We start from the raw sequence: 22003 nt of genomic DNA on the forward strand, positions 1-22003 counted from the left end.
GAGGAGTCATACGTTGAGCGCGCACGTTGCCAAGAACGCCCGAGAGCTGTTGCTCAAGGAATACCGTGGGGCTCTCTCCACATTGTCCAAAGCCATGCCCGGGTTTCCCTTCGGCTCGGTCGTGCCGTATTGCCTCGACGAGCAGGGCCGCCCGCTGATCCTGATCAGCCGTATCGCCCAGCACACCCATAACCTGCAAAAAGACCCCAAGTGCTCGCTGCTGGTGGGTGAGCGCGAGGCCGATGACGTGCAGGCAGTGGGGCGTCTGACCTACCTGGCTGAAGCCGAGAAACTCGAAGATGCCACTGCCATTGAAGCGGCTGCCGAGCGTTATTACCGTTACTTCCCCGATTCGGCCAACTACCACAAGGCCCACGATTTCGACTTCTGGGTACTCAAGCCGGTGCGTCACCGCTATATAGGCGGGTTTGGCGCGATTCACTGGGTCGACCACCTGACACTGGCCAACCCATTTGCAGGCAAGGCCGAGCGCAGCATGGTCGAGCACATGAACGCCGACCACACCAAGGCCATCGCCCATTACGTCGCGCTGACCGGCTTGCCGACCTTTGAACCTGCGCAATTGGCCGGCATCGACAGCGAAGGCATGCACCTGCGCATTGGCCAGTCGCTGCATTGGTTGCCGTTCGCGACGCCTTGCAACACTCCGACACAAGTACGCGAAGCCCTGGTTTCATTGGCCCACGCTGAGGTTTGGCCGAAAAAAGAGCCTACCAACGCTTGAATTCACGAAATGGCGACGTCATCTAAGGTGGACTGGCAAGGCATTCTTGCGTTGAGGAACCATTTGATGCGCCCTTTTTTATTGCTCTTTCTGCTGTTCCCGGTGCTGGAGCTGTTCGTATTCGTTCAAGTCAGCAGTGCGATCGGGTTTTTCCCGGCCCTGTTATTGATCATTCTCGGCTCGATGCTCGGCGTTCTGGTGCTGCGCGTCGCCGGCTTGGCCACAGCGTTGCGTGCGCGTGAAAGCCTGAACCGCGGCGAGCTGCCCGCGCAAACCATGCTGGAAGGCCTGATGATGGCCCTGGCCGGTGGCCTGTTGATCCTGCCGGGTTTCATCAGCGACGTGGTCGGCCTGGTCATGCTGCTGCCGGTCACTCGCAAGCTGCTGGCCGGCAAGATGCGTCAGCGCGCCGAAGAAGCGGCGATTCGCCAGCGTGCGTTCGCCGATGACCTGCAACCCCGTGGTGGCCCGGCTCCGCGCCAGCCTTTGGGACGCGAGGGCGATGTGATCGAAGGCGAATTCGAACACCGCGACAGCAAATAACCGCTTTATTGGCACGGCACCTTCGGGTGCCGTGTTGCTTTTGTGCGTCGGCAAACATAAAAAATTTCCGCCGCGGCCCCTTGTAATAAGCTTATGCGCCCTTATGTAACGGTCACCGCAAGGTTTCTGGTGGCGACACCAGACAGACTTCCGCGTCCTGCTTGGCGAGGCGCGACCGGCACAGCCGGAATACAACCCGCCGGTACCGATACCGGCCGATGAAAAACACAATTAGGAGAGATCGACAATGAGCAAGCTTCGTCCTCTGCACGACCGCGTCGTTATCCGTCGCAGCGAAGAAGAAAAGAAAACCGCTGGCGGTATCGTTCTGCCAGGTTCGGCTGCTGAAAAAGCCAACCACGGTGTGATCGTCGCTGCAGGCCCAGGCAAGACTCTGGAAAACGGTGAAGTGCGTGCGCTGGCCGTTAAAGTCGGTGACAAGGTTGTTTTCGGCCCTTACTCCGGCAGCAACACTGTGAAAGTTGACGGCGAAGACCTGCTGGTAATGGCTGAGAACGAAATTCTCGCTGTACTGGAAGGCTGATTTTCCCGCTCATTTTTCCGTTACTCCAAAGAATTTAAGGAATATCGATCATGGCTGCTAAAGAAGTTAAATTCGGCGATTCCGCCCGTAAAAAAATGCTCACCGGTGTCAACGTCCTGGCTGACGCAGTAAAAGCGACCCTGGGCCCTAAAGGCCGTAACGTGATCATCGAGAAGAGCTTCGGCGCTCCGACCATCACTAAGGACGGCGTTTCTGTAGCAAAAGAAATCGAACTGGAAGACCGTTTCGAGAACATGGGCGCGCAGCTGGTCAAAGACGTTGCCTCCCGTGCCAACGATGACGCAGGCGACGGCACCACCACCGCTACCGTTCTGGCTCAAGCTATCGTCAACGAAGGCTACAAAGCCGTTGCTGCCGGCATGAACCCGATGGACCTCAAGCGCGGCATCGACAAGGCGACCATCGCTGTTGTTGCTGAGCTGAAAAACCTGTCCAAGCCATGCGCTGACACCAAGGCTATCGCTCAGGTCGGTACCATCTCCGCCAACTCCGACAGCTCCATCGGCGACATCATTGCCGAAGCCATGGAAAAAGTCGGTAAAGAAGGCGTGATCACCGTTGAAGAAGGCACTGGCCTGGAAAACGAACTGTCGGTTGTAGAAGGCATGCAGTTCGACCGTGGCTACCTGTCCCCGTACTTCGTCAACAAGCCAGAAACCATGGTTGCCGAGCTGGACAGCCCGCTGATCCTGCTGGTCGACAAAAAGATCTCCAACATCCGCGAAATGCTGCCAGTGCTGGAAGCCGTTGCCAAAGCCGGCCGCCCACTGCTGATCGTTTCCGAAGACGTTGAAGGCGAAGCCCTGGCGACGCTGGTTGTGAACAACATGCGTGGCATCGTTAAAGTCGCAGCCGTCAAGGCTCCAGGCTTCGGCGACCGTCGCAAGGCCATGCTGCAGGACATCGCTGTGCTGACTGGCGGTACCGTTATCTCCGAAGAGATCGGCCTGAGCCTGGAAAGCGCCACCCTGGAAAACCTGGGCAGCGCCAAGCGTGTGACCATCTCCAAGGAAAACACCATCATCGTTGACGGTGCTGGCGTAGACCAGGACATCCAGGCTCGCATCACTCAGATCCGTGCCCAGGTTGCCGAAACTTCCTCGGACTACGACCGTGAAAAACTGCAAGAGCGTCTGGCCAAGCTGTCCGGCGGCGTTGCAGTGATCAAGGTTGGCGCTGGTTCCGAAGTTGAAATGAAAGAGAAGAAAGCCCGCGTTGAAGACGCCCTGCACGCAACCCGTGCAGCCGTTGAAGAAGGCGTGGTACCTGGCGGTGGCGTTGCGCTGATCCGTGCTCTGGAAGCGCTGGTTGACCTCAAAGGCGACAACGCAGACCAGAACGTGGGTATCGCTGTACTGCGTCGTGCCGTTGAAGCTCCACTGCGTCAGATCGCTGCCAACTCCGGCGACGAGCCGAGCGTTGTGGTCAACGAAGTCAAGAACGGCAAAGGTAACTACGGTTACAACGCTGCAACTGGCGTCTACGGCGACATGATCGAAATGGGCATCCTGGACCCTACCAAGGTAACCCGTTCGGCATTGCAGGCAGCGGCCTCCATCGGCGGTCTGATCCTGACCACCGAAGCTGCGATCGCTGATGCACCGAAGAAAGAAGGCTCGGCTGGCGGCGGTATGCCAGACATGGGCGGCATGGGTGGCATGGGCGGCATGATGTAAGCCAGCCTTACCCGGCACCTGAAAAACCCCGCCTGCAGTGATGCAGGCGGGGTTTTTTTATGCGCGGTATTTGCCGCAGGCACGCGGGTCAGCGCGTGCTCACCTGTGGGATTACTTCCTTGGGTGCCTTCCAGCTCAGCAATTGTTGCTTGAAGCCGTAGCTCGCGCCTTGGTAGTACGCGATTGCGCGCTGGATCAACGGGTCGTCACTGCCCACACGCAACTCCTGGCTCTCACCCAGCGCCTGGTCATGGCGACGCAGGGCCTGGCGCGGGCTGAGGATCGCCAGGTCATTGCCGTCAAACAGCCCAAGGTGCTGGTAGTTGCCGATGACGACGCGTGGCGGCAGCGGATTGTCCTGCAACAGGTTGCGGCCGAAGAAGGTCGACTCGTAGCTCAGGTTGATCAGGCCCAGCAAGGTGGGCGCCAGGTCGATCTGGCTGGCCAGTTGCGCTGTTTCACGCGCTTCAATCAACTTGGGTGCATAGATGAACAGCGGGACCTGGTAGTTGGCGACAGGCAAGTCCTCTTTGCCTGCGCTGCCGGCGGTGTGGTCGGCGACAAACACGAAGATCGTGTTATCGAACCAGGGTTTCTGGCGTGCCGCATTGAGGAACTCGCCGATGGCGTAGTCGGTGTATTTCACCGCGCCGTCACGGCCATTGCCGGACTTGATATCAATGCGGCCTTCCGGATAGGTGTAGGGGCGATGATTGGAGGTGGTCATCAGTTGCAGCAAGAAGGGTTGCTGTTTGGCGTAATCGGCGTCGGCCAGCTTCAGGGTTTGCCGGTAGAGGTCTTCGTCGGCCATGCCCCACGCGTTTTTGAACGAAATTTCTGATTCGGCCACGCTGCTCTGGTCCACCACCCGGTAACCGTTGCCGCTGAAAAACGCGTTCATATTGTCGAAATAACCGCGCCCGCCGTAGACGAATACGCTGTCGTAGCCGATGGCCCCGAGGTGCTGGCCGAGGCTGGCGAAACCGCTTTCACGGCCGATACGTTTGACAATCGATCGGCCTGGCGTGGGGGGAATCGCCAGCGTGATCGCTTCCAGGCCACGGTCCGTACGGGTGCCGGTGGCATAAAAGTTACTGAAGTACAGGCTTTGTTTGCGCAAGGCATCCAGATTGGGCGTGAGGTTGCGCCCATCGCCGTTGCTGCCCATGTACTTGGCACTGAAGCTTTCGATGGTCACCAGCACAATATTGGGTTTGCGCAACGTGCCGGGGTTGGTGATTGCCCGGCGTATGTCCAGCGGGTCAGTGCCGACGAAGCGCGCATTGGGCTCACTGAGCTCGGCGCGCAATTGCCTGGCGACCACGTCGTCAGGCAGGCTTTTGTAGAACTGCGTGTAATCGAGCTCGTTGTTTCGGAACGCGGCGAAAAACTGATACGGGCCATTACTGGCCAATTCATTGTTGTACGCGTTACCGCCTTGGGCGCGTGGGCTGTCCTGGCTGATCAATTGCAGGCTGAGCCCGGCGACGATCAATAAGCCCAGCGCATTCAGCAGCCGGCCACGCATGGGCGGCAGAGGCGCGCGCATCGCCGCGTTGAAGGGCGTGCGCAGGGCCAGGCTCAACACAATCGCCAACATCGCCAGCAAGCTGAGCAGCTTGCCGATCGGGTACGACTCCAACAGGTTGTTCAATACTTCATTGGAGTACACCAGGTAATCGACGGCGATAAAATTGAAACGCACGCCAAACTCATCCCAGAACAGCCACTCCGCAACCGAGGTGAACAGCATCGCGAACAGGCTGACCGTCAGCACGGCCTGCAGGAACCAGCGATGGCCGCGGCGACGCCACAGCGCGGGCGGGCACAGCAGCAAATACAGCCCCAGCGGCAGGGCGGCGTAGGTGAGAAAGCCCAGGTCGTAGAGCAAGCCGACGCCAAACACCGGCAGCAGGTTGCCACCGACTTCGTCCAGGTGCGTGAAGAGCAGCACACTGCGCGTGAGCAGGAAAATAACCAGCCACGTGCCGGTTACGAGCAGCAGAAAGCGCATAGGCGCTGTTTTGAGAAACCCCATGTCTATGTTCCTTATATCGATGGGCGGTGATCTTCGGCCTGACACTGTAGTCAGTTTGTGAAGCTATAGTGAAAAACTTGTTGGTTTATCTTATTGGTTGAAAACCTTTATCGCTAAGGCTCTGAGGTCTATCCCTGAGCCACACTTGGCCTTAAGCTGCGCGAGCCAACACGGCCGTTACCGCGTACGGAGACACTGCCCATGCGAATTTTATTGGTTGAAGACAACCGCGATATTCTGGCCAACCTGGCCGATTACCTGGGGCTAAAGGGCTACACCGTGGACTGTGCGCAGGACGGTTTGTCGGGCCTGCACCTGGCCGCCACCGAGCATTACGACCTGATCGTGCTCGACATCATGCTGCCTGGCATCGATGGCTACACCTTGTGCAAACGCCTGCGTGAAGACGCGCGCCGCGACACGCCGGTGATCATGCTCACCGCCCGTGACCAGTTGGATGACCGGCTGCAGGGCTTCAAGTCCGGCGCCGATGATTACTTGCTCAAGCCGTTCGCGCTGTCGGAGTTGGCCGCCCGCATTGAAGCCGTGCTGCGCCGTGCCCAGGGTGGCGGCCGCCGCGCCCTGCAAGTCGGCGACTTGAGCTACGACCTCGATACCCTGGAAGTCACCCGCGAAGGGCGCCTGCTCAAACTCAACCCTGTGGGCCTGAAGTTGCTTGCGGTGTTGATGCAAAAAAGCCCACATGTGCTGCGTCGCGAAATTCTCGAGGAGGCCTTGTGGGGCGATGACTGCCCCGACAGCGACAGCCTGCGCAGCCACGTCCACCAATTGCGCCAAGTGATCGATAAGCCCTTCGCCAAGCCGCTGTTGCAAACCGTGCACGGTGTGGGTTATCGCCTGGCCGAGGGTCGTGATGGAGTTTAAGCAAAGCCTTGCCCAGCGGATCATCATCGCCTTTGCCTTGATGAGTGCGTTGGTGGCGGGGGCGTTCGCCATGGGCATCGTTGCGACTGTGCACCTGGTAGAAGAAAAACTGATTTCGGCAGGCTTGGGCGGCGACTTGCAACGGCTGCTGTTGATGGACAGCGTCGAGGACTGGAGCCACCGGCCAGAGCCCGACCAACTGTTCTATTTCAGTGGCGGGCGTGGTGATTTCGAGCTGCCCAAGGATTTGCGGCACCTGGAACCCGGCTTTCATGAGGTGTTCCGCGAGGCGCTGTCTTACCACGCCATGGTCGAAGTGGTGGATGGCCGTCGGTATGTCCTGCTGCAAGACCAAAGCGACTTCGAGGAACGCGAGCGGGTTCTATTTGCCGTGGTACTGGTGGGCTTCGTGCTTAGCCTGGCGCTGGCGGTGTTCCTCGGTTGGGTGCTGGCGCGCAAAGTGATGGCGCCGGTGGTGCGGCTCGCTCGGCAGGTGCGTCATCGCGACCAGTTGCTGGGCCTGGCGCCACCGCTGGCACCCGATTATGCGGCGGATGAAGTCGGCGAACTGGCCGTGGCCTTCGATGCCACACTGGGGCGTCTGCGACAGGCGTTATCACGCGAGCAATTGTTCACCAGTGACGTCAGCCATGAATTGCGCACGCCTTTGATGGTGCTGGCCAGTTCCTGCGAACTGCTGCTGGAAAATCCGGCGATCGATCAGCGCGGCCGCAATCAGGTTGAGCGCATCGCGCGTGCCTGTGAAGAAATGCGTGAGCTGGTGCAGACCTTCCTGATGCTGGCCCGTGCCGAACACGATGAAGCGGCCATGTCGCCGCAGGTAACGCTGCCGCAGGTGGCGGACGATTTGCTCGGCATCTGGCGCGAGCCGATCGAGCGCAAGGGCCTGGCGTTGATCTACCAGCCAGGCAACCCTTCGGACGCGCGCTACAACACCACCTTTCTCCACGCCGTTATGGGCAACCTGTTGCGCAATGCCCTGCATTACACCGAACAGGGCTTCATCCGCCTGACCCTCGAACCCAATGGTTTTGTGGTGGAGGACACCGGTGTAGGGATTCCCGAAGACAAGCGTGAGGCGATGTTCGAGCCGTTCGTGCGTGGCAGCGAAAAACGCGGCGAAGGGCTCGGCCTGGGATTATCGCTGGTGCAGCGGATTTGTGAGAACCAGGGTTGGACGGTCAGTCTCAGCACGATGGAACCCAACGGCTGTCGTTTCCACGTGCAGTTGAGTCAGGTCAATCCCTGACACTTGCCCTTGCCGTTATCCTGCCAGACATCACAGTAAATCGGCGAAGATGGCCCCATGCTATTGCTTGTGTCTGTAAAGTCTTGAAATGTATGAGATTGGACAGGACAAGTTTTTCACAACGGGTTGACCTGTTGATCACAGTTCGCTGCATAAGGTTGTAGGCATCAGCTACTGGAGATCCGTTGATGTCTACCCCGATCAAGCTCGATTTTTCTGAAAAGTACGACGATCAGCACGCGCAAAATTATTTGCTCAAGCATCAGGACAATCTGGCTCGCCGGTTGTCCCACAAACGCGACGAGCAATTGGCGCGGGGTGCGCTGGCCATGGCCGGCGAACCTGGCCTGGTGTTGGACCTGCCGTGCGGCGCCGGGCGCTTCTGGCCGCTGTTGGCTGAGAAACCCAACCGTGTGATTATCGGCGCCGATAATTCAGCGTCGATGCTCAAGGTTGCGACCGTTGCTCAGCCAGCGGACGTGGTGAAACGGGTACGACCTTTGCAGACTTCTGCCTTTGATATCGATTTGCCGGATAACTCGGTCGACAGTATTTTCTGCATGCGCTTGATGCACCACATTGGTGATCCGGCGCACAGGATGACAATACTGCGAGAATTTCAGCGGGTTACCCGCGACAGCGTGATTATTTCGCTGTGGGTGGATGGCAATTTCAAGGCCTGGAAACGCAAACGCGCCGAAGTGAAACGTCGCAACAGAGGTGAGCAGGAAGGTTACCAAAACCGGTTTGTGTTACCGGCTGCTACTGTCGAGGCAGAGTTTGAGCAGGCCGGTTTCCGTGTTCAGGAATCCCTGGACTTCATACCGCTCTACGCCATGTGGCGAGTATATGTATTGCGTAAGAGGTAACAGGATGGCAGTTGAGTGCGTAGTAGGCAGTCATGTAGCTCCCGAGGAACGATTCGATTTTTTCTGGCGCCTGCAGGGCGAGTGGGTTGAAGAACCCAATCGTCGACGTGGCGGTGAAAGTGGTGTGCAACGCGTGATGAGCCCCAACGGCCGCTTGCTTTACAGCAAACGCCAGACCGGCCACATCTATCGCAGCTGGCTTCACCCGTTTGGGCGCCCCACCGTACTGCGTGAGCGTGATGCCCTCAGGGGTTTGCGTTCATTGAACGTACGCGTGCCGGAGCTGGTGTTCTGCGAGGCACGTCGCGACCCTGAGCATCAATGGAAAGCGTTGTTGGTGACGGCGTCGCTCGACGGTTTCGACGAAATCGAAAACTGGTACGCCGCCGGTGGTCGTGAGCAATACGGTGAGGCGGTGCATGAGCGCCTGCTCAAGGAATTGGCGGGCACCCTGGCACGTATGCACAAGGGCCGCTGGCAGCATGGCTGCCTGTACATCAAGCACGTGTTCGTACGCGTAACCGGGGAAGGCGATTCGGCCAAAGTAGAAGTGGCGTTGCTGGATTTTGAAAAATGCCGACAGCGTTTGACCGCTTATCGGGCGGCGTCCCATGACATGCTGCAACTGCGGCGCCATTCGTCGTGGAACGATACCGACTGGAAAAAACTCAGCTACTTTTACGAGACGGCGTTTGGCAGCGCTATCAAGGGTTTAACCAGATGAAGCTAGAAATAGCACGAGGTTTGTTCCTGGTCGGCGCGTTGGGCATTTCAGCCCTGGCGCTGGCTGCCTGGGAGCTGCCTCGGACACAAGTGCTCAGTGCGGTGCAAGGGGGCGGGCAGTGTCCGTTACCGCGCATCGCCAAGGCGAGTGTGGCGGTCAAGCCTGATCATGAGTTGTTGTTGTTCATGTTCGGGATGTCTCAGGGCATGAGGCCGCAGAGCTGAATAAAGCGTTGAATAGATTCAAACCCCCGAAAAGGGCCTTGCGATGCGAGGCCTTTTTTTTGCCTGTTGATTTGGGCCGCAGCACCTGTCCGTCACCGCAGTCACGCACAGGCGTCAATTTCAAATCACCTGCAGATGGTTATCCCAAAACCCTGACGGCAGCTCCAACGGTTTAGCCACCAACTGCTTCTGGCGACAGTCGTAGAAGCGGCAGCGTCCCTGGCCTGAAGTCACCACAAACCCGTCCGCTACCGCACCCACGCCGGCACAGTCGGGCAAAGGCCCATCCAGATGCAGCTCGCCGCTGTCCATGTTCCAGATAAAAAAGCGATTGCCGCGCGGCGCCGTCAGCGCCACCAGGCGTAACTCACTGTGCACGGCGACGCTGGCGGTGTAATGCCCCATCGCCTGCAGTTGCTCATCCGCCACCGGGAACGCCACAAATGGCTGCCCCGGTCGCTTGATCGCCAGCAACTCGGACCGCTCCTGAGACGGCCCCATGAACTGCTGCCCCGTGAGAATAGTGCCGTCGTCGGCAATCCCCATATGACGCACGCTGTTCATCTGCTGGCCCAGGGTTTCCTTGCTGATCAACCGGCCATCGCGGTGCATCAATACCAGGCTCGGCTCCATCGCATTGAGGTTCATCTCAACCCGGCTTTCCGCCTCGGTACGGATCCCGCCGTTGGCCACCACCAGGGTTTCCCCGTCGGGCATCCACGACACTTGGTGCGGCCCGATACCGTGGGTCGACATCTCGCCGCTGTGCACCAGCCGTTCGCCCTCGAACTTATACACACCCAGCAACCCACGGCCCGGGTCGGACGTGTCGTTCTCGGTGGCATACAACCAGTCGCCGCTCTTGTGAATCACCGCATGCCCATAGAAATGGCGATTGGCATTCGACGTGATGGTCTGCAGCAACGCGCCATCACGCAGGTTGATCAGGTAACTCTCAGTGCCCGGGCGACGGGCGACAAACAGCGCAATTGGCAGCGTCGGGTGGTTGATGATGTCGTGGCAGCGCTGACCGACCTGGGTGGCAAACACCTGCTTGCCGTCCAGGTGATAGCCCACGGCGTAGTGCTTGCCATCGGCATCATTACGCGCCGAGAGCAGCAACGGGCTTGTTGAGCCCTTCTGCTTGAACAGCGTCCAACCGCCCAACGTGAGTGCGCTGAGCAGCACACTGCCCACCGCCAAAGCCTGCCGCCTGAGCATCATCAGTCACCGTCGTTGGCGTTAAAGCCCAGTTGAATGCCCAGCGCTTTGGCCAACTCGCCTTCGTGCAGGCGGTGGACCACGTTGAGGCTGTCGTAAATGTCGTTGAGCTGCTGGCGGCCGGCGTCGTCGGCCAACAGTTCATTGAGCGTGCGCTGATTGCTGGCGAACAGCTTCAAAGACGCGGCATAGGCGGCGTCGATCTTGTCGGCCAACGGCTTCTGCTCTGACGGCAACAAGCCACGCAGGCCTTTGTTGTCGACGCCGGCCCACACGGTCTGGGCCGCAGCCAGGCTGGCTTCCAGGCTTTGCAGGGACGACTGGCTGCGCCACGCATCGGCCTGGAACGGTTGCGGGATGCCCTTGGTCTGGCGACCCATCGGCGTGCCGAGTTTTTTCTTCAGCGTGTCCAGCGCAGTGACTTGCACGCGCAGCAGATCCGCGATGGCTTCGTGGGAATCGGCGTAGCGCTGGTTGGGAAACTTGGTCATCTGCGCGAGCATGCCGTCGGTGCTGTTCCAGCTCGCCAGGATCTCTTCAGCCAAGGCTTTCTGGCGCTCGCCGATGGCGACCAGCAGCGGGCAGTAGCGGGCTTTCTGGGCCTCGTCGGCGACGTCGGTCTTGGCGTCGTAGAGGATGTATTCGTAGGCCGACAGGCCTTGTACCACCACGCTGGACTTGGCCAGGGCCGCGCCATCGATCTGCGGCTGGGCGGTGACCAGTTGTTCGACTTGGCGGCCGACCAGGTTTTTCTTGTCCGGCCAGAACTGCACTTGCCACGAACGGTTGCCCTCGGCCAGCGGGCCGATCAGCAGCGGTTGCAGCTCGGCCCAGGCTTTTTGCGCGTGGAGGAAGTCGGCGCGGGCGGTCTCCAGGCTTTCTTTGCCCTGGCAGTAGGCGAGGGCGCTGACGGCCAGTTGGCGGTCGGCTTCAACCCAACGGCTGTAGGTCGGCAGGATCACTTGCTTGGCGATAGCCGCCGAGGTCACCGCTTGCGGGTCCTGCGGCGAGCAGGCGCCGAGGGCGAGGGCGGCCAGGCTGGTGAACAACAACTTGGGACGAAACATGTCGAGCTCCCTTCTGTAAGTGCGGCAAAGCTTATAAAGAATTCAGGAACGCCAGCAACGCGGCACGCTGCTCGGCATTAAAGGACAGCACATGCTGCTGCGCCGCTTGTGCTTCACCGCCATGCCACAGCACGGCTTCGAGCAGATTGCGGGCGCGGCCATCATGTAAAAACTGGGTGTGGCCACTGACGGTCTGCGTCAGGCCAATGCCCCACAACGGCGGGGTGCGCCAGTCGCGGCCACCGGCCTTGAATTCGCTGCGGTTGTCGGCCAGGCCTGCGCCCATGTCGTGCAACAGCAGGTCGCTGTAGGGGCGAATCACCTGGTTGGCCAGTTCGGGTTCGGCGGCGCCTGCGGCCGTGGTGAACGTGGGTTTGTGGCAGCCCTGGCAACCGGCCTGGTAGAACAGGTTTTTCCCGGCCAGTACCTGCGGCGTGTTGATGCCACGGCGCACCGGCACGGCGAGGTTGCGGGTGTAGAACAGCACCAGGCGCAGGATGTTATCGCTGACTTCCGGCTCGCCATCGGGGCCATTGCCGTTGGGGGCCTGTTTGCAGGCGACTTGGGCGTCGGTGCAGTCATCAAAGGGTCTCAGGGACGTGGTGAGGCCCATATCACCAGAAAACGCGTGAACATTTTGTTGATTGAGGTTGGGTTGCCCAGCTTTCCAGCCAAAGCGCCCGAGCACGGTTTTTTGCCGGGCGTCATCCCACACCCAATTGGCGCGGCCGACGAGGGCTTCTTTGTCGGCCGTTTTCGGGTCGGTGTTGCGCAACACATCGGCGTCGCTGATGGCTTCGAGCAAGCCCAGGCCGATCATGGGCGGGGCGATGCGCGCTGAGAAAAGTGTATCCGGATGCATTGGGCCGTAGCCGAGCTGGGTGATGTGCAGGTCGGGCTTGCGCAGCTCGACCACGGTGCCGTCCTTGAACGTCACGTTGACCGGTGTGTAATCCACGCGCACCTTGCCTTCCGGGGCCACGCCCGGCACGGCCATGTCCTGCAATTGCCCGCCGTAGACCGGCTCGGGCACTACGCCGAGCTGCTCGATGATTTTGGCGTAGGGCGCAGGCGCTGTCATCGGCACGGGAATCGACAGGCGCACCAGCATCGACACCGCATTGGGCGCGTCGGGCAGCGGTGGGTGACCCCGGCCGTCCTTGATGTGGCAGTTCTGGCAGGCGTTGGTGTTGAACAGCGGGCCCAAGCCGTCGCGCGCGGTGGTGGTGGACGGCGCGATCACCCACGGGCTGCGGAAAAAGCTGTTGCCGACGCTGAAGTCCAGGCGGCGCGTCGGCGCCAGGTTAGCCGAGGGCAGGGAAAAGGCGTTCTGGTCGCGCTTGTTCACCGTCGTCGCGCCGCCGGCTCGCGCTTCACCAGGCTCGGCCTTGGTGAAACGTGGGGCGTCATCGCAGGCTGTCAGGCTCAAGGCCATCAACGCTGCGGACAGGCGAAAAAGCGAACAGAACATCAAGTTTCCTGAAGCGATGGCCAAAATTAGGCCGCAAAGTCTAACAGGGCGGGGCTCAATGAATAAGAGCAATTATCGTTTGGTCGAATCCGATTCATTCCCGCTAGAATGGCCGCACATTTTTCTCTGGAGGTGGCCAATGCAGGCTCTCGACGCTTTGCTCAACCGTGTTTCCGTGCCGCGTTTGCTGGAACCGGCACCGACCCAGGAGCAGCGCGATGTGCTGTTCGCCGCCGCCATGCGTGCACCGGACCACGGCCAGTTGCGGCCATGGCGTTTTCTCACCGTCGAAGGGGCGGCCCGCGAGCAAATGGGCACGCTGCTGGCCGAAGCGGCGCGCCTGCAAGACGCCGACGCCCCGCAAGCCGCCATCGACAAGGCCCAGAATGGCCCGCTGCGCGCGCCGTTGGTGGTGGTGGTGATTGCCCGCCTGCAAGAACACTTCAAGGTGCCCAAGTCCGAGCAACTGCTGGCGGCTGCGTGTGCGGCCCACGGTATTCTGCTGGCGGCTTATGCACAGGGGATCGGCGCGGTGTGGCGCACGGGCGAGCTGTCCTACTCGGCGCACGTGGCCAAAGGCCTGGGGCTGACGGCGGATGAGGAAGTGATTGGCTTCCTTTATCTGGGCACGCCGCAGAACCCGCCGCGCACTGCGCAGAAAGAAGATGTGGCGGCGTTTGTTCAGGCGTGGCCTGGCCTGTAGGCCAACGGTGATCTAAATGTGGGAGCGGGCTTGCTCGCGAATGCGGTGTGACAGTCACTGGATGTATTGACTGATCCATCGCATTCGCGAGCAAGCCCGCTCCCACATTTGCTCTTCATTGGCTTTAGATTCGGTGTTACACCTTGAACTGATCCATCAGCTTCATCTGCTGGCTGGCCAAGGCATTCAGTTGGCTGCTGATGGCCGCCGACTCGGTGGCCTGGCCGGTGAGGGTTTCAGTCACGGTACGAATTGCCGACACATTGCGATTGACCTCTTCGGCCACGGCGCTCTGCTGCTCGGCGGCGCTGGCGATTTGCAGGTTCATGTCGCTGATGACTGTGACCGCGTCGCTGATCTTGCCCAGCGCTTGCACGGCCTGATGGATCTGCCCGGCATTGCTTTGGGCCTGGTGCTGGCTGGAATGCATGGTGGCCACCACGCCACGGGTGCCGCTCTGGATGCGCTCGATCACCAGGCGAATTTCTTCCACCGAATCCTGTGTGCGTTTGGCCAGGTTGCGCACTTCGTCGGCCACCACCGCAAACCCACGTCCGCTTTCCCCGGCGCGTGCCGCTTCGATGGCGGCGTTGAGGGCCAGCAGGTTGGTCTGCTCGGCAATGCTGCGGATCACTTCCAGCACCGAACCGATCTGCTCGCTGTTCACCGCCAAGGCCTCGACCTCGCTCACGGCCTTGCTGACTTCTTCGGCGAGGGTGGTGATGTCGCGGGTGCTCTGCTCAATGATCGACATGCCCTCGCGCGCCGACTGGTCCGCCCCGCGTGCCGCGCTGGCAGCGTTGGACGCGCTGTTGGCCACGTCGTGGGCGGTGGCGCTCATTTCATTGGACGCCGTGGCAACCTGGTCGATTTCGCGGAACTGCACCTGCATGCCTTCGCTGGTCTGGCGCGCAATGGCTGATGACTGATCAGCCGTGCCGCGTGCTTCGGTGATGCTTTGTTTGATCTGCGCGATGGTCGGTTGCAGCTTGTCGAGAAAGCGGTTGAACCAGTTCGCCAGCTCGCCCAGTTCGTCTTTCTTGGCGTAAGTCAGGCGCTGGGTAAGATCGCCTTCGCCACTGGCGATGTTCTTGAGCATCGCGGCCACGGTGTTGATCGGGCGGGTTACGCCGGTGGCGGTCAGCCAGATCAGCACCAGGCCCAGCAATGCGGCGGCGGCACCGACCAGCAAGGCCTTGAGCGTGCCGGCATGCTGGGCGTTGTCGAGGACGCCTTGCAGTTTCAGGGTGTCCGCCAGCATCACGTTCTTGGGCAGTTTGATCACGATGCCCCAGGACTTGGCGTCGGCAATCGGTTTGACCGGGTACACGGCGCGGATCGTGTCGTCTTGCTCGCGGAGAGTGCGCGTGTCGTTGGCCAGCAATTGCACAATCTCTTTGCCCTCGGCGCCCAGGGTGTCGATCAGGTTTTTGCCGACCCGCGCCGGCTCGCCGCTGTAGGCCGCGATCAAGCCGGTGCTGGAGAGAATTTCCAGGTGCGCGGCGCCGTCGAAGAGTTCTTTTTGTGCTGCGTCGGTCGCCGCCTGCAGGGTGTTGAGGGCCAGGTCCACGCCAACCACGCCGATGACCTTGCCGTCGACGATCAACGGCAGCGAGAGGGTGGTCATCAGCACCTGCTTGCCGGCCACGTCGTCGGAGTACGGGTCAAGCAGGCAAACAGTGCGCGTGTCCCGTGGGCAGGTGTACCAAATGTTGTAGGGTGTGCCGCTGAGATTCGGGGTGGTCTTGGTCAGGTCGTCCTCGACCATCACCGTGTTCAGGCCTTCACCGGCGGCGCGGCTCCAGTAGCTGGAAAAGCGACCTTTTTCATTCGAGACGCGGGCCTTGTCGTCGACAAACTCGCTGTCCTTGCCATCCAGGCCATTGGGTTCGAACGACAGCCAGATTCCCAGCACCTTGGTGTTGCGCTCAAAGGCGGTCTTGAGGCTCTGGTTGAGTTCTTCACGCAGTGCACCCGCTTCCAGCCCGCGCTTGGCGGCGGTGGTGCGCAGGCCCTTGATCTGGTCGGCCAGTGCGGTGACCACCACCAGGCTTTCGCCAAAGGTTTTCTGCAGCTGTACCGCCTGTTCGCCGGCCTTGGCTTGCAACAGGTTCTGCACACTCTGGGTGAGCATTCGCGAGCTTGAATCGCTGACCAGTCGGTTGTTCTGATCGGCCTCGTAAAGGTTGACGCCGATGACCAGCGCAATCACGCCCAACAGGCAGAGGCCGGACAGCAGCACGATTTTCAAGCGGATAGAGAGGGTGTCGAACATAGGTTCACTCGCGATTGGACTTGTTGACCTGCAAGCAGGGCGAGCCAAGTCCATTCGGCGCTATGTCCGAAACATCGGCGTAACGAGTTGTTTCATGAGAGAAAGACGATGAGCGGTAGGAAAAAGACTACACGCCGCGCCCTACGGGCGCTGCAAGCCGTTCCGGGCGTGACCAGATCCACAGGTTGCCCAGGCTCATGCCGGCGATCGCCAGGTAGATCGGCCAGCCATGATCGAGCATCACCAGCATCAAACCGGCGCACAGCAGCATGCTGACCGTGGCGCTGACTTTGGCACGGCGGGCGATGATCTTGCCGTTGCGCCAATTGAACAGGATCGGCCCGAACAGCCGGTGGTTTTCCAGCCAGGCACTCAGGCGCGGCGAGCTTTTGGTCGCGGCCCAGGCGGCGAGCAGGATGAATTCGGTGGTGGGCAAACCCGGTATGACAATCGCCACCAACCCAATGCCCAGGCTGACGTAGGCCAGCAGGCCGAAGAGGATCTGCGCGATTTTTGAGGTGGATTGGGTTTTGCCGGTCATAGGTTGGGTGATCACAAAAAATCAGTTTGAAATGAGATACAACTGTGGGAGCGGGCTTGCTCGCGAAGGCGGTGGTTCAGTCATGTATATGTCGACTGACACACCGCTTTCGCGAACAAGCCCGCTCCCACATGTTTAATCGCATTCCAGCAGTCAGGCCAATTCAGGGGCGCTAGCGTACGCCTGTTCCAGCAGCACGGTGAAGCGTACAAACGCGTCGATCGCACCTTTTTCTACCGCCGCTTCTTCTTCAGCACTGAATGCCAGGCCGTCGAGGGTGCGGGTAAAGCGCTTCCAGCCCTCGGCGCGACCACCGGCCGGCTCGCCGAGGTGACGGGCTCCGAAGGTTTCGCTCAGGCCCAGGCTCACGGCGCGTTTGATCAGGAACGCGGCGCCCAGCTTGGAGCCTTCGGAGACGAACAGCCAGCCCAGGGCTTCGGCCTTGCTCGGGTTCTTAACAGCGCCGGCGACCGGTGCAGGCACTTCGGTGTCCAGGTCGCCGAGGTCCAGCTTGGCGGCTTCGGCGCGGCAGCGTTCAGCCAGGTCAGGGACGATCTTGATCAGCTCAGGGTCGTTGTACAGGGCCACCAGTTCCGATTGGAACAGGTACTGGGCGACCACGAAGCGGGCGAAGTTGGCTTGGGTTTCGAATGGGGCGTGGGCTTTGACCAGCGCATCGAGCTTGGTGTGGGGCTCGTTGGTGATCTGGTTCAGGCGCTGGGAGCGCAGGCTTGGGCGTTCTGCGGTAGGGGAAGCGGTCATCGAAAAAAGTCCTTGAGAAGAGTAGCGCCTGGGTGCCCTAAAGAGAGCTGTTATCAACTAGACGAACAAGAAGACGCGGCACAGTAAAAAATCCTCACCTCGCCGGTGAAATTCCGGCGAGGTAAGGAGACGGCATTTGGGTGTGGTGCTGTCAGATGTCCCAGATCAGGTTGATCGCGAAGTTGCGGCCGGGCTGGGTCAGGCGGTCGAGGTTCGCGGGCGCTGTCACGCCGGCTTCGCCGACGCCGTCGTAGCTGCGCACGTCATCCCAGTTCCAGTACTTTTTGTCGGTGAGGTTGTAGAGGCCGCCGTTGATGGTCACATCGTGGGTGACTTTGTAGTAACCGGTCAGGTCGACGATGCCGAAGCCAGGCGTTTTGAACGGCGCACTGGTGCTGCCATCCGGTGCGTGGAAGGTGGTGCTGTCGACGCGGTTCTGTTTCTTCACCAGCGTCCAGCTGACCAGCGCGCCGTATTGCTCTTGCTCGTAGCCCAGGCCGAACACGCCTTTAAGCGGGTTGACGCTGTTGAGCGGCTCGCCGTTGTCGTCGTTGCGGCCGTAGGTGTAACCGACCGAGCCCTGGGTGTAGAGGCCTTGCGGTGCGCCGAACGCGTCGAGGTTCAGGCGGCCCTTGGCTTCTACCCCTTTGATGGTGGCGTGCTTGATGTTGTTGGCTTCGAAGGTTTGTATGTCGCCGCCGGCGACCGAGGCGTCTTCGTCGATAAAGTCGCGGTACTTGTTGTAGAACACCGCGATGTCGAAAGAGCCCTCGTCGAAATGACCGCGAATCCCGGTTTCGATGCCCTTGCTGGTTTCCGGCTTGAGGTTCGGGTTTGGCTCGACGGTGTAGCCAAGGTTGAGGTTTTCAAAGCGACCATAGAGCGCCTTGGCCGATGGCGTGCGGAAACCCTCGGCGTATTGACCGAACCAGGTGTATTGATCGGTCAGCGCATAGGTCAGGCCGAACTTGGGCGTTACACGGTGCCAGGTTTTTTCTTTGTCGCTGACCGGGTAGGTGCCGGTCGGGTTTACGGTGTTGAGGAATTCCTGGGTCAGCTTGGGTTTGAGCTGGGTGTAGTCATAGCGCACTGCCGGCAGGAAGGTCCATTTGTTCCAGGTGATCTGGTCCTGGGCAAACAGCGAGTAGGTGTTGATGGTCGGGTCCGGGAAGTCGCTGGATTTTTTCACGCTGTCGCTGGCTTGCGGGCTGGGGGCGCCGATGGCCGTGCAACCCGAGCCGACGGCGAGGCAGGAGGCCGAGCCTTCGCGCGAGCCGGTGACTTTCTGCTGTTTGAGTGTGGTGCCATAGGTCACTTGGTGATCGGTTTCACCGATGTTGAAAGCCTTGTCCAGTTGGGCGTCGAAGACCCACTGTTTTTCTTCGTATAGCGTGTCACGGGTGCGTAATACGCGACGACCCGCCTGGTAGATTTCGGCGGTGGTCTGGTCGGTCTTGGCGATCTGGTAGTTCAGGCTGGTCTTGATGCGATCGGCAATCGGCGACTCCAGGGCAAAGGTGTTTTCCAGGCCGAAGCGCTCGCGAGTGATGGTGTCGTTGCCCGAGCGGGCACGGTACAAATTCATTCCTCGACCACCGATGAACGGGCCGCCCACGGCGTTTTTCAGGTTAACGTCGCGGTCATCCTTGAACTTCTCGTAGGTCAGGCCCAGTCGGTTGTCATCGCCATAGTTCCAGCCCAATTTGGCCAGGATATTGGTGGTGCGCGCGTCTTCCGGGTTGGCACCGGTGCGGGCCAGGCCGGTGGCGTTGTTGCCGTCGTAGGATTCCATTTCATGGCCATTGCGCTGGCTCAAGTGCAGCAAACCGTCGAAGTCCTGCACGCGGCCGGCAACGGTGCCGGAGGTCAGCCAGCTGTCGTCGGCGGAGCTGTAGCCGGTTTTCAGACGGGCGCCGACGTCCTGGCCGGGCTTGATGATGTCGTCCGGGTCGAGGGTGAAGTAGCTCACCGCGCCGCCGATGGCGCTGCTGCCGTACAAGGCCGAGGCCGGTCCACGCAGGATTTCTACGCGCTTGACGATTTCCGGGTCGACGTAGTTGCGGCGCGTCTTGGCGTAGGGGCCGTTGAAGAAGTTGTCCGGCACTTCGACGCCGTCGACTTGAGTGAGGATGCGGTCGCCGTCGATGCCGCGAATGTTGTAGCCCGCGTTGCTGGCGCGGGTGCCTGCGCCACCGACTGACACGTTGGGCTCGTAGCGCACCAGTTCACGGATGGTGTTGACGTTCTGGCGGTCCAGTTCCTGGCGATCATGCACAGTGACCGTGCTGGGCACGCTGTTGACGTCCTGTTCGTTGCGCGTGGCGCTGATGGTCACCTGTTGCAGGTTGAGCACGCTGCCGGTCGCGCGTTTTTCCAGCACGATGTTGTTGGTGCCCAGTTTGCGATAGCTCAGGTTGGTCCCCACCAACAACCGGTCCAGGGCTTTTTCGGGTGACAGCGGGCCGCGTGCGCCAGGGGACGACACACCTTGGCCCAGCTCTGCCGGCAGGCCGACTTGCCAGCCGGTCACGGCGGTAAACGCGTTCAGCGCCGAGACCAACGGCTGCTGCTCGATGCTGAAATTGTAGTTGCCGTGGCTGCGGGCGACCGGCTCGGCGGCAGTGGCGGCCATGACTGGCGCGCTGGCCATCAGAATGGCAGCGGTCAGCAACGACAGGACGGGCGAAGAAGACCGGCGGTTGAAACGAGAGGACATCGAGAGCGCTCCGGAGTACGAATCTTATAGTTGCGAACCGAATCAAATAGGAATCAGTTGCATTGGCTATAACAAGACGTACCGCCGGTTAACATCGAGTAAAAATAATTCTCATTTAGTTCAGAATGACCAGCGCCGGGTATTCCGAGAGCGTGGCCGAGGTGATGTGCGCCAGTGAGCGCACCACGTCCAGCGGCTGGTCGAGGCGGTAATTGCCGGTGACAGCTGTGCTGGCGAGCTTGTCGTTGGTGTTGACGATCCAGCCCGGGTAATAGCGGCGCAGCTCTGCCAGCACGTCGCTCATCGGGCAGTTTTCGAACACCAGCCGACCTTGGACCCAGGCCAGGTCCTTGCTCACATCCAGCTTGGCGGGTTGGCCAAAGCCTTTGGGGCCGATACGGATACTTTCACCGGCGCGCAGGCGCACGCGGGCGTCGTCGAAGGTGTTGCTCAGGTCGACGTCACCGCGCTGCACCTGCACTTGCGCTTCGCCATTGAGGTAGCGCACGGCGAAGTCGGTGTCGCGCACGCTGGCGCGCACCGGCCCGGCGTCAATCTCCAGGGGCAGGCCACGGTTGGGCGCAACTTCGAAAAATGCCTCGCCTTGGTACAGGCGCGCGATGCGCTGGTGGTCTTTGATGCGGCTGGAAAACGCCGAGTTGGTGTTCAGCAGTACTTTGGAACCGTCGTCCAACTGCACGCGCTGGCGTTCACCGACCACGGTGAGGTGGTCGGCTTGCAGGCGCACGGGCAGGTTGCTGAAGCTGAACAGGCCGATCAACAGTACGGCGGCGGTGGCCAAGGGTTTCCAATGCGGTTTTACCCGGCGCCAGGCGCTCGGTTTGCGCGGCGCTGCCAGGGCCACGGCGGCGCTGTGTACCGGCGCGCCGCCCCAGGCGGTCCGGGCTTTGTTGAACGCGTGTGCGTGTGCCGGGTCACTGGCCAGCCAGGCATCGAACTGCGCTTGCTGCCCGGGTTGCGGGCACTGCAAGACGATCAGCCAGTCAAGGGCCTGGTCCATAGCAGTGTCTTGCAACACCTCATGAGCCAGCTCATGGGGGCGCAGTTTATTCGGGTCTGTCACGGTGTTCCTCGGGTCTTCGCCACGTTCTATTCATCTTTCCTACAGACTGGATCGCCACATCTGTCGGCTGAAGCTTAAGGCTGATCCAGCCGTTCAGCCACTCCTACACAGATGGCCATGATCAATTTCAGTTCCTTTTGCACGGTGCTCAAGGACACTTGCAACTGATCGGCAATCTCTTGGTAGCTGCAACCGTGCAGGCGGCTGAGGATGAATATCTGCTGTTGCCGAGCGCTCAGCTGGCCGAGGCTGACACTCAGGTGTTCGAGCAATTGCTCGGCCTGGGTCGCGTCTTCGGGCGTGCTGATGGGCGCCGCGACGCTCTGCAACACGTCCAGCGGGACGTCTTCCTGCAGCGTACGGGCTTGAATGCGGCGCGAACGCAGGTGGTCCAGCGCCAGGTTGCGTGCAGTCTGGTAGACGAAGGGTTCGAGGTGATCGATCGGCCGCTCGCTGAGGGCCCGGGTGACGCGCAGGTAGGTTTCCTGCAACAGGTCCTCGGCGGTGCTGTGGTTGTTCACCATCCGCTGCAAGGTGCGAAGCAGAATCACCCGTTGAGTGATAAAGACTTGGTTGAAGCGGGATTGGCTCACAGTGCTACCAGATCGATTTGCAGTTAATGAT

20 protein-coding genes and 1 pseudogene are annotated in these 22003 nt (G+C 60.5%); 10 read left to right on the plus strand and 11 right to left on the minus strand.

The features are described from left to right. Nucleotides 1-13 precede the first annotated feature (13 nt). From AACW30_RS26540 to groL, 4 genes are all read left to right on the plus strand, one after another. A complete protein-coding gene (locus AACW30_RS26540) occupies nucleotides 14-745 on the plus strand; it encodes a HugZ family pyridoxamine 5'-phosphate oxidase (protein ID WP_200623841.1) in 732 nt (243 codons plus the stop codon). 66 nt (nucleotides 746-811) lie between these two features. Further along, nucleotides 812-1288: an FxsA family protein gene (locus tag AACW30_RS26545; RefSeq protein ID WP_016971150.1), complete on the plus strand. Its 477-nt coding sequence runs from the start codon at nucleotides 812-814 to the stop codon at nucleotides 1286-1288. Nucleotides 1289-1535: 247 nt separating this feature from the next. Beyond that, nucleotides 1536-1832, plus strand: a complete 297-nt coding sequence (locus AACW30_RS26550) for a co-chaperone GroES (RefSeq protein ID WP_017846112.1) — start codon at nucleotides 1536-1538, stop codon at nucleotides 1830-1832. Nucleotides 1833-1882: 50 nt separating this feature from the next. Beyond that, nucleotides 1883-3529: a chaperonin GroEL gene (groL, locus tag AACW30_RS26555; RefSeq protein ID WP_106578329.1), complete on the plus strand. Its 1647-nt coding sequence runs from the start codon at nucleotides 1883-1885 to the stop codon at nucleotides 3527-3529. An 88-nt stretch (nucleotides 3530-3617) separates the two neighbouring features. Here the strand turns inward: groL and AACW30_RS26560 are convergent, their stop codons facing one another. Further along, nucleotides 3618-5567, minus strand: a complete 1950-nt coding sequence (locus tag AACW30_RS26560; protein WP_200623842.1) for an LTA synthase family protein — start codon at nucleotides 5565-5567, stop codon at nucleotides 3618-3620. 201 nt (nucleotides 5568-5768) lie between these two features. Between AACW30_RS26560 and colR the strand changes: the two genes are divergently transcribed. The 5 genes from colR to AACW30_RS26585 all read left to right on the plus strand — a co-directional run bounded on the left by colR (nucleotide 5769) and on the right by AACW30_RS26585 (nucleotide 9539). Continuing rightward, nucleotides 5769-6452, plus strand: coding sequence for a two-component system response regulator ColR (gene colR / locus AACW30_RS26565; RefSeq protein WP_003175870.1), 684 nt, complete (start codon nucleotides 5769-5771; stop codon nucleotides 6450-6452). Then, the gene (locus AACW30_RS26570; RefSeq protein WP_106578331.1) at nucleotides 6442-7722 is read left to right on the plus strand and encodes a sensor histidine kinase; all 1281 of its coding nucleotides are present in this window, start codon (nucleotides 6442-6444) and stop codon (nucleotides 7720-7722) included. The genes colR and AACW30_RS26570 overlap by 11 nt, the downstream gene beginning before the upstream one ends. A gap of 188 nt (nucleotides 7723-7910) precedes the next feature. Next, nucleotides 7911-8591, plus strand: coding sequence for a class I SAM-dependent methyltransferase (locus tag AACW30_RS26575; protein ID WP_106578332.1), 681 nt, complete (start codon nucleotides 7911-7913; stop codon nucleotides 8589-8591). A gap of 4 nt (nucleotides 8592-8595) precedes the next feature. Beyond that, nucleotides 8596-9315 carry a lipopolysaccharide kinase InaA family protein gene (locus tag AACW30_RS26580; protein WP_119736897.1) on the plus strand — a complete coding sequence of 240 codons (720 nt, stop codon included), beginning with the start codon at nucleotides 8596-8598 and terminating at the stop codon, nucleotides 9313-9315. Next, the gene (locus tag AACW30_RS26585; RefSeq protein WP_119736900.1) at nucleotides 9312-9539 is read left to right on the plus strand and encodes a hypothetical protein; all 228 of its coding nucleotides are present in this window, start codon (nucleotides 9312-9314) and stop codon (nucleotides 9537-9539) included. The genes AACW30_RS26580 and AACW30_RS26585 overlap by 4 nt, the downstream gene beginning before the upstream one ends. 120 nt (nucleotides 9540-9659) lie before the next feature. Here AACW30_RS26585 and AACW30_RS26590 read toward each other — a convergent pair whose 3' ends face one another. The 3 genes from AACW30_RS26590 to AACW30_RS26600 are packed head-to-tail and all read right to left on the minus strand — an operon-like array spanning nucleotide 9660 to nucleotide 13298. Then, nucleotides 9660-10760 carry a DUF1513 domain-containing protein gene (locus AACW30_RS26590; RefSeq protein ID WP_200623874.1) on the minus strand — a complete coding sequence of 367 codons (1101 nt, stop codon included), beginning with the start codon at nucleotides 10758-10760 and terminating at the stop codon, nucleotides 9660-9662. Between the two features lie 2 nt (nucleotides 10761-10762). Beyond that, a complete protein-coding gene (locus AACW30_RS26595; protein WP_119736904.1) occupies nucleotides 10763-11827 on the minus strand; it encodes an imelysin family protein in 1065 nt (354 codons plus the stop codon). 31 nt (nucleotides 11828-11858) lie between these two features. Next, the gene (locus AACW30_RS26600) at nucleotides 11859-13298 is read right to left on the minus strand and encodes a di-heme oxidoreductase family protein (RefSeq protein WP_200623843.1); all 1440 of its coding nucleotides are present in this window, start codon (nucleotides 13296-13298) and stop codon (nucleotides 11859-11861) included. Between the two features lie 139 nt (nucleotides 13299-13437). On the opposite strand from AACW30_RS26600, the gene AACW30_RS26605 reads away from it, so the two are divergent. Continuing rightward, nucleotides 13438-14001 (plus strand): NAD(P)H nitroreductase, encoded by a 564-nt coding sequence (locus tag AACW30_RS26605; protein ID WP_106578338.1) that lies wholly within the window; start codon nucleotides 13438-13440, stop codon nucleotides 13999-14001. 136 nt (nucleotides 14002-14137) lie between these two features. Here AACW30_RS26605 and AACW30_RS31645 read toward each other — a convergent pair whose 3' ends face one another. The 7 genes and pseudogenes from AACW30_RS31645 to AACW30_RS26635 all read right to left on the minus strand — a co-directional run bounded on the left by AACW30_RS31645 (nucleotide 14138) and on the right by AACW30_RS26635 (nucleotide 21972). Continuing rightward, nucleotides 14138-14893 (minus strand): methyl-accepting chemotaxis protein, encoded by a 756-nt coding sequence (locus AACW30_RS31645; RefSeq protein WP_370004810.1) that lies wholly within the window; start codon nucleotides 14891-14893, stop codon nucleotides 14138-14140. A gap of 102 nt (nucleotides 14894-14995) precedes the next feature. After that, a pseudogene (locus AACW30_RS31650) lies at nucleotides 14996-16330 on the minus strand (PDC sensor domain-containing protein); the annotation flags it as partial. Nucleotides 16331-16403: 73 nt separating this feature from the next. Then, nucleotides 16404-16817, minus strand: a complete 414-nt coding sequence (locus AACW30_RS26615) for a YbaN family protein (protein WP_106578340.1) — start codon at nucleotides 16815-16817, stop codon at nucleotides 16404-16406. Between the two features lie 153 nt (nucleotides 16818-16970). After that, nucleotides 16971-17579, minus strand: coding sequence for a biliverdin-producing heme oxygenase (locus AACW30_RS26620; RefSeq protein ID WP_200623845.1), 609 nt, complete (start codon nucleotides 17577-17579; stop codon nucleotides 16971-16973). A 151-nt stretch (nucleotides 17580-17730) separates the two neighbouring features. Next, nucleotides 17731-20295: a TonB-dependent receptor gene (locus tag AACW30_RS26625; RefSeq protein WP_200623846.1), complete on the minus strand. Its 2565-nt coding sequence runs from the start codon at nucleotides 20293-20295 to the stop codon at nucleotides 17731-17733. 115 nt (nucleotides 20296-20410) lie between these two features. Continuing rightward, entirely contained in the window at nucleotides 20411-21379 is a 969-nt protein-coding gene (locus tag AACW30_RS26630) for a FecR family protein (RefSeq protein WP_119736911.1), read from the minus strand. Between the two features lie 74 nt (nucleotides 21380-21453). Continuing rightward, nucleotides 21454-21972, minus strand: coding sequence for an RNA polymerase sigma factor (locus tag AACW30_RS26635; RefSeq protein WP_106578344.1), 519 nt, complete (start codon nucleotides 21970-21972; stop codon nucleotides 21454-21456). Nucleotides 21973-22003 lie beyond the last annotated feature (31 nt).

Source organism: Pseudomonas sp. MF6747, from assembly GCF_963890955.1.
Classification (GTDB): domain Bacteria; phylum Pseudomonadota; class Gammaproteobacteria; order Pseudomonadales; family Pseudomonadaceae; genus Aquipseudomonas.